General features: G+C 70.3%; 4 protein-coding genes. 3 read left to right on the top strand and 1 reads right to left on the bottom strand.

The genetic code is table 11. The annotated features are described in order from the left end of the window. Positions 1 to 605 (top strand): hypothetical protein (locus NON22_RS03700; protein ID WP_257385562.1); only part of this gene is annotated, 605 nt, incomplete at its 5' end. A 331-nt stretch (positions 606 to 936) separates the two neighbouring features. Here NON22_RS03700 and NON22_RS03695 read toward each other — a convergent pair. Continuing rightward, positions 937 to 1,842, bottom strand: coding sequence for an adenylate/guanylate cyclase domain-containing protein (locus NON22_RS03695; protein WP_257385561.1), 906 nt, complete (start codon positions 1,840 to 1,842; stop codon positions 937 to 939). Positions 1,843 to 2,075: 233 nt separating this feature from the next. On the opposite strand from NON22_RS03695, the gene NON22_RS03690 reads away from it, so the two are divergent. Continuing rightward, positions 2,076 to 3,134 carry an MBL fold metallo-hydrolase gene (locus NON22_RS03690; RefSeq protein ID WP_257385560.1) on the top strand — a complete coding sequence of 353 codons (1,059 nt, stop codon included), beginning with the start codon at positions 2,076 to 2,078 and terminating at the stop codon, positions 3,132 to 3,134. Between the two features lie 323 nt (positions 3,135 to 3,457). Next, on the top strand, positions 3,458 to 6,529 hold the full coding sequence (locus tag NON22_RS03685) for a CHAT domain-containing protein (protein ID WP_257385559.1): 3,072 nt from the start codon (positions 3,458 to 3,460) through the stop codon (positions 6,527 to 6,529). Positions 6,530 to 6,549 lie beyond the last annotated feature (20 nt).

Genomic DNA, 6,549 nt, shown 5'->3' with positions numbered 1-6,549 from the left:
CGAGGCCGGCACCGCCGCCGGTCGCCGCACCGCCGCCTCCGCCGCCGGCGCGCGAGCTCGGTCTCGCCGACTTCCTGACCGGCATCACCCTGCCGGGACCGGCCCGCCTCGTCACGGCCGACGCACCCGACCTGCTGCTCGATCCGGCGCACCAGACTTGGTACAGCAGCGCGACCGGCCTGCGCGCACTCGCGCCGCACTGCGCACGCGTCCTGACCCTCGGCGACTGGCAGCTGCTGAACGCGGCCGACTTCGCCGCCGCCAAGGGCAGCCTCGCCGCCCAGCCGTTCTCGCGCCTGCTGTGGTTCTGTGTACTGAACCGCTCGCGCGGCGAGCTGCTGCCCGAGCTCGACCGCGCCGCCCGCTTCAAGCTCGCGCGCTATCCGCAGAGCGAACGCGAGTTCGCCAAGCATTTCCGCATCGGCACCTTCATGATGAAGGACTTCGCGAGCCTCGAAGACATCGCCGAAGCCAGCGGCGCCGCGCTGTCCGACGTCGTCGACTACGTCAACGCCTACACGGCCGTCGGCTTCGTCGAAAGCGACCGCGGCCGCTACGAGACGACCGACACCCGCGGCCGCCTGCGCAATCCGTTCGCGCGCTGAGCGCAGCGGTATCGGCGCTGCGTGCGGCGGGCCGCCAACTGCAGCCATTGCGGAGCGATGGCTGCGGACAGCGCGACGGAGCCAAGGGCAGGCCGTGACCCTCGAGGCGAGCTTCAATGCACGGGCTCGAGGGTTTGCGCGCTGAGCGGCGGCCGGCAGGCGCTTGCGGCGCGGGCATTGGCCGAAAAGAAATATGCCTCGAGAACGAGGGACAGCGCTGACGCTGCCGGGATGTCCGTTCGTTCAGGTCGCCTCCTTCAAAACGGGAGGCAGCCGGGTTACCCGCGTGCGAAGGAGCCGACGCCTCGACGGTGATGCGCCGGCCGCGGCCTCAGGCTTCGACGCACTGGAACTGCAGCACGTAGTCCGGATTGAGGCTGGTTTCCTGGCCCAGGCTGATCGTGCCGGCCTTGCTGCGCAGCTGGATTTCGTCGCGGTGCAGGCGCAGTTCGTCGGCTTCGCCGAGGCGCACCCAGGTGCCGTTGGTCGAGCGGTCGCCGATGACCCAGTAGCCGCGCTTGTATTCGATCGTCGCGTGCGTGCGCGAGACCCATTCCGCGTCGACCATCAGGTTGTTGCTCGCCTCGCGGCCGAGCGAGAACGGCGGCGCGAGCTCGTCGAGCTCGATCGACTGGCCGCGGTAGCGCAGCAGCAGCCGCGCCTTGCGCTGCTGCGCTTCGACGAGCTTGACCACACGCTGCACGGTCGTGACGTTGGAGGTGTCTTCCTGCCACAGCACGTCGACGATCTCGATCGGCTGCAGCTTGCCGGAAACGCGCGCCGTGCCCAGCGAGCGCGTGCGCAGCGGTCCGGTATTGGTCACGCCGCTGACGGTCGAGGCCGTCGTGACGATCTGCTCGCGCTTGGCCAGCGACGCCATGCGCGCGGCCGTGTTGACCGCGTCGCCGTAGACGTCGGCCTCCTCGACCAAGGTCTCGCCGTGGTGCAGGCCGACGCGGATCGCGAGGCTGTCGCGGATGAAGGCCGGGTCGGAGGACACGCGCTTCTGCATGTCGGTCGCCGCGAGCAGGCCGTTCAGCGCGCCCGGGAAGGTGCACAGCACCTCGTCGCCGATGGTCTTGATCAGGCGGCCGCCGTGGCGCTGCGTGATCTCGGCCAGCGCCTGCAGCACGCCGGCCACGATGCGGCGCGCGGCTTCGTCGCCGAGGGTCTCGAACAGCTTCGTGCTGCCCGAGACGTCGGCGAACAGAATGGTGAGGGGCTGGCGCTGACTCATCTAGCCGGATCATAGGCGATTCGGTGGGGCGGCTCCAGAACCGCCGACTGCCGCACAGACCCGGTGCGACGCGGATCGCGGCGGCGGCCGGCGCAGGCGGTCCGCTGCCGGGCCGGACGCATCGGCGCCGCGTTCCGGCCGTCCCGTCGAACGCGCAGGGAATGCGACAGACCTGCCTTGCCGCGGCGCCGGCCGGCGCGCGATCGTCGCGGCACCCCACGGAGGCCTCGCTCATGCGTCCTGCCCGTTTCCTGCTGCCGGTCGCCCTGCTGGCCCTGCTCGCCGCCGGCGTTCCGGCCACGGCCGGCTTCCGCCTGGAGACGCTCGCGCCCGGCGTGCACGCGGCCGTGCGCACCGATCCGCCCGGACTCATGGTCGACGCGAACTGCCTGTTCATCGTCAACGACGAGGACGTCGTCGTCGTCGACGCGCCCGAGTCCTCGGCCGAGCTGATCACGGCGCTGAAGCGCCTGACGCCCAAGCCGGTCAGCCATGTGATCAACACCCACTGGCACGACGACCATGTCATCGGCAACGCGCTCTGGCGAAAAGCCTGGCCGCAGGCGCAGTTCGTCGCCCACCCGAGCCTGCGCGACTACCTGCCGGGAACCGGCGCGAAGAACCGCGCCGGCATGATCGCCGGCGCGCCGCAGGCCGCCGCGCAGATGCAGCAGCGTCTGGACGCGGGCCGGAACCTGGCCGGCCGGCCGATCAGCGACGAGGAGCGCGCGAGCTATGCGAGCGACATCGCGCTCGTCGCCGACTACATGAAGGTCGTGCCCGGCACTCCGGACGTGCTGCCCGATCTCGGCGTCGACGGTATCCTGATCCTGCAGCGCGGCGCGCGGCGCATCGAGGTCCGGCGCGTCGGCCGCGGTCATACCGACGCCGATCTCGTGGTCTGGCTGCCGCAGGAGCGCGTGCTCGCGAGCGGCGACCTCGTGGTCTGGCCCGTGCCGCTGGTCGGCGCCGAGCAGTCCCGCGTGGCCGACTGGGCCGACGCCCTGACCGGCCTGCTCGCGCTGAAACCCGCGGCGATCCTGCCCGGTCACGGTCCGGTATTGCACGATGAGGACTACGTGCGGCAGCTGCGCGACCTGTTCGCCGACATCACGACGCAAGTCCGCGCAGCCCGCGCGCGCGGGCTGGACCTCGCGGCGACGCGCCAGGCCGTCGACCTCGACGCCTGGCGCCGCCGCTTCGCCGGCGACTCGCCGGTGCGTGACGCGCTGTTCCGGCGCTACGTCGTCGACCCGGCCGTCGCCTCGGCCTGGAATGCCGGATCGCCCTGAGCGGCGGCGGCCCGCATCGCAACGGCCGCCGGCCACTACGGATGCAGTCCGGCACCCGTGGGCGCCGCTTCGTTCCGGCGCCGACCACCGTCGTCGCCGATTACAAACGCCAGCCCTCGCGAACGGCCGGCGCGCGCCCGACGGCAATGGCTGCGCGTCGGCGTCGCGAGCCCCCGCCGAACCAGTGATCCGACGTCGCCGCCTCCGCGGATGCGGCGAATCGCCGGTAAGGAAAATTGCCGCAAACGTGCGATATTCACCCCCGCAAGCGCACTACCCGTTCGCGTCCTTTCACCGGGCACTGACACCAGGGGGGAGTTGCCGTGCCGAGTGCCGCATTCTGTGCTGCCTTTCGCGCGTGCGTCGGCCTCGTTGCCGACCACACGCGCGGCGGCGCATGCGGCATCGCCCGTCGGCTGCTGGCCGCGGCACTGCTCGGCACGACCGCGACGACCGCCACCGCGGCAACGGCAGACACGGCACCGACGAACGCCGCCGATGCCTGCCTGCAGCAGATCGCTGTACGGCCCGGCCGCACCGTCGACGCGACGGTCAATGCTTCGCGCGTGCTGATCGAGGAAGTCGGCACCGACATCGAATACCGCTGGAAGGCCGACGAAGACTTCACGTCCGTCACCACGCCGCCGGATCGTCTCGGCTTCGACGTGCTCGCCGCGAGCTCGACCACATTGAGCGTCCGCGTACGCGAAGGCCAGGGCGGCGGACAGATCCGCATCGGCACCTGCGTCGACGATGCCGACGCCGCATTCTTCAGCGGCCTGGCCGCCCTGCAGCGACGCAGCTTCGAAGCCGGCCGCGAAGCCGCGCGTGCCGCGCAACCCGCGCTGGCCTATCTGCGGCGCTGGCCGCTGCAGCCGCGCCACGCGGGCTGGATCAGCAGCGCCCACGCCAACATCCTCGCAAGCGCCGGCGAGAACAACGCCGCCGAAACCGTCTTCCTCGACAGCAGCCGCGACTGGCAGCAGGCCGGCCGGCCCGACCGGGCCGCCATCGCGCTGATGGCCGCCGGCGACAACGCCTCGCGCGCGAACCGCTTCGACGTCGCGCGCGAATGGCTGACCCAGGCCCGCGACGAACTCGAGCGGCTCGGCGTGACGTACTACGCGCTGCGCAGCGAGGGGGCGTTGTGTACGGTGCTGGCGCGCAGAGGGCGTTATCGCGAGGCGATCGCCTGCGAGGAGCGGCTCATCCCGCGCTGGTATGCGCAACAGGAAAAGCGAGAGGCCGCGGTGCGAGAAATGTCGGCCGGGAATCTGCGACTACGCCACAAGGAATTCACTGAAGCACAGCTGCATTTTCAACGTGTCGAAGCTTTCGATTCGCAGCTTCCGCCGTTGCTGCGCTCGCGCCTGCAGACCGGCCTCGGCAATCTCGCGCTGAGCCGCGGCGATCTGCCGGGCGCCGCGAAAAGCTTCGCCCAGGCGGCACAGTCGCTCGGCAACGGCGGCCTGCCGGTGGAGCAGGCGAATCTCGATCTCAAGCTCGCCCATCTCGCACGCTTTTCTGGCGCGGCGCCCGAACGCCTGCGCCTGCTGCAAGCCGCCAGCGCCAACCTGAAGGGGAGCGAGGATCCGCTGCGGCTAGCCGAGATCGAACTCCTGCTCGGCGAAGCCCAGCGGCAACAGGGCGACGCGACGGCTGCACTCGTCACCGTGGCGCGAGCGACTGCGCTGTGCAGCGGACGCTCCGACCCACCGTGCGCCGACGACGCCGTCATGATCGAGATCCTGACCCTGCTCGATCTCGGTCGCGTCGGCGCGGCGCGCGCCAAATTCGCCGCGCTCGAATCCAATGCAACCCTGACGACGCCGCGCCGGGAATTGCTGGCTGCGCGACTCGATCTCGCCGACGGCAATCCGCGATACGCGCTGCAGCGATTGTCGGCGCTGGGGGACGGCGCCGGCGATCCGGAATTTCAGGCCGAACACGCCCTGCTGCTTGGGCATGTATTGTCGACGCTGGGCCAGCGCAGAGCCGCTCTGACGCAGTTGCGCACGACATTGCTGCAGCAGGCCGCACAGACCTCCGGCTGGCCTTCGACAGCATTGCGCATCAGTGCGCGCGATCGGCTCGCGCGACTGCAATCCGCGCTGTTCGATCGCGCCCTGGATGGCACCGGCGACGTGATCGCCGCGGAGGATTTCAGCTACGTGCAGGAAGCCATCGATTCGGCGGCAGCTGCACAGCTGTTCGCCGATGCGAATGGCGCGCCGCTGCCGCCGAATCTGCGCGAAACCCTCTCGGCGGCCATCGCCGGCGGCAGCTTCGCACGCCAGCGCGAACTGTTCGCGGCCTTGGCGACAGACAACGCTGCCGCGCCGCCGATGAAAAACCCGATTGTGCGCACTGCTGTGAACAAGCCAGTCGATCCGGCGCTGCTCGTTCTGATTCCGCTGGCCGGCGAACGCGAGTTCCAGTTGCTCGCACTGCAGGCGAGCCAGATACGCCGCTGCCTGCGCTGGCCGATCGCCCGCTACGACGACCTCGCGAATCGCTTCGCCGCCGCACTCGACGGGGAAACGATCGAGCTAGCTGCTCTGCAGGCGGCGGCGGAATCCCTTCATGCGGACATCCGCCGCTGCAGCGCCGGCGCGGTTGCGCCGCTGCGCTGGCAGGTGGTGCGTGTCGCCGGAACACCCGCGCTGCCCTGGGCCTGGGTAGCAGCCGCCACACCCGGTACCGCCGGCGAGCCGACAGTTACCCAGACCTTTGCAACCACCGGACAGCCGTTGCCGTTATCCAAACCGACGGAGCTGCTGCTGCTCGACCTCGACATGCCGCGCGCCGCGCCGCTGCCGCTGGCTTCGCGCGAAGTGGCGCTGCTCGACATGGAACTGCGACGCCATGGCATCACGCCACGCCAGACGCATGCCGCCGACCTGCCGGCCGACGCCGTGCTTGCCGAACTGGCGGCAGCGCCGGCCGTTCATGTGATTGGCCATGCCAACCCAGCCGCATTCGGCCAGCTCTATCAAGGACTCTGGTACGAAGCCGGCGGCAAGCCCAGCCTGCTGACGTATCCGGAAATCGCCGCGTCGCGCATCCGCGCCGGCCTCGTCGTACTCAGCGCCTGCGGCACGCACGCCGCCGAAGCCACGAGCTTCGGCACGAGCGCACATCTGGCCGAAGCGTTCATCGCCGCCGGCGCCGCTCATGTTGTAGCGGCCGCCAACCCGCTCAGCGATGCCGCCGCGCCGCTATGGTCCACGCGTTTCCACAGCGTTCTGTGGAGCGGCGCCGACGTCGCTATCGCTGCGCGCGAAGCGCGCGCGGCGCTGCGTGCGACGCCGCATTTCCGGTCGCCGAGGTACTGGGCGGGGATCGAGCACTTCGCCACTGCATCCAGATCCATAACCAACAGTTTGTCGCCATGACCTCGCGCATTCCACAGGGC

This window comes from Tahibacter caeni, from assembly GCF_024609805.1.
Taxonomy (GTDB): domain Bacteria; phylum Pseudomonadota; class Gammaproteobacteria; order Xanthomonadales; family Rhodanobacteraceae; genus Tahibacter; species Tahibacter caeni.
This window is presented reverse-complemented; position numbering and strand designations above follow the sequence as displayed.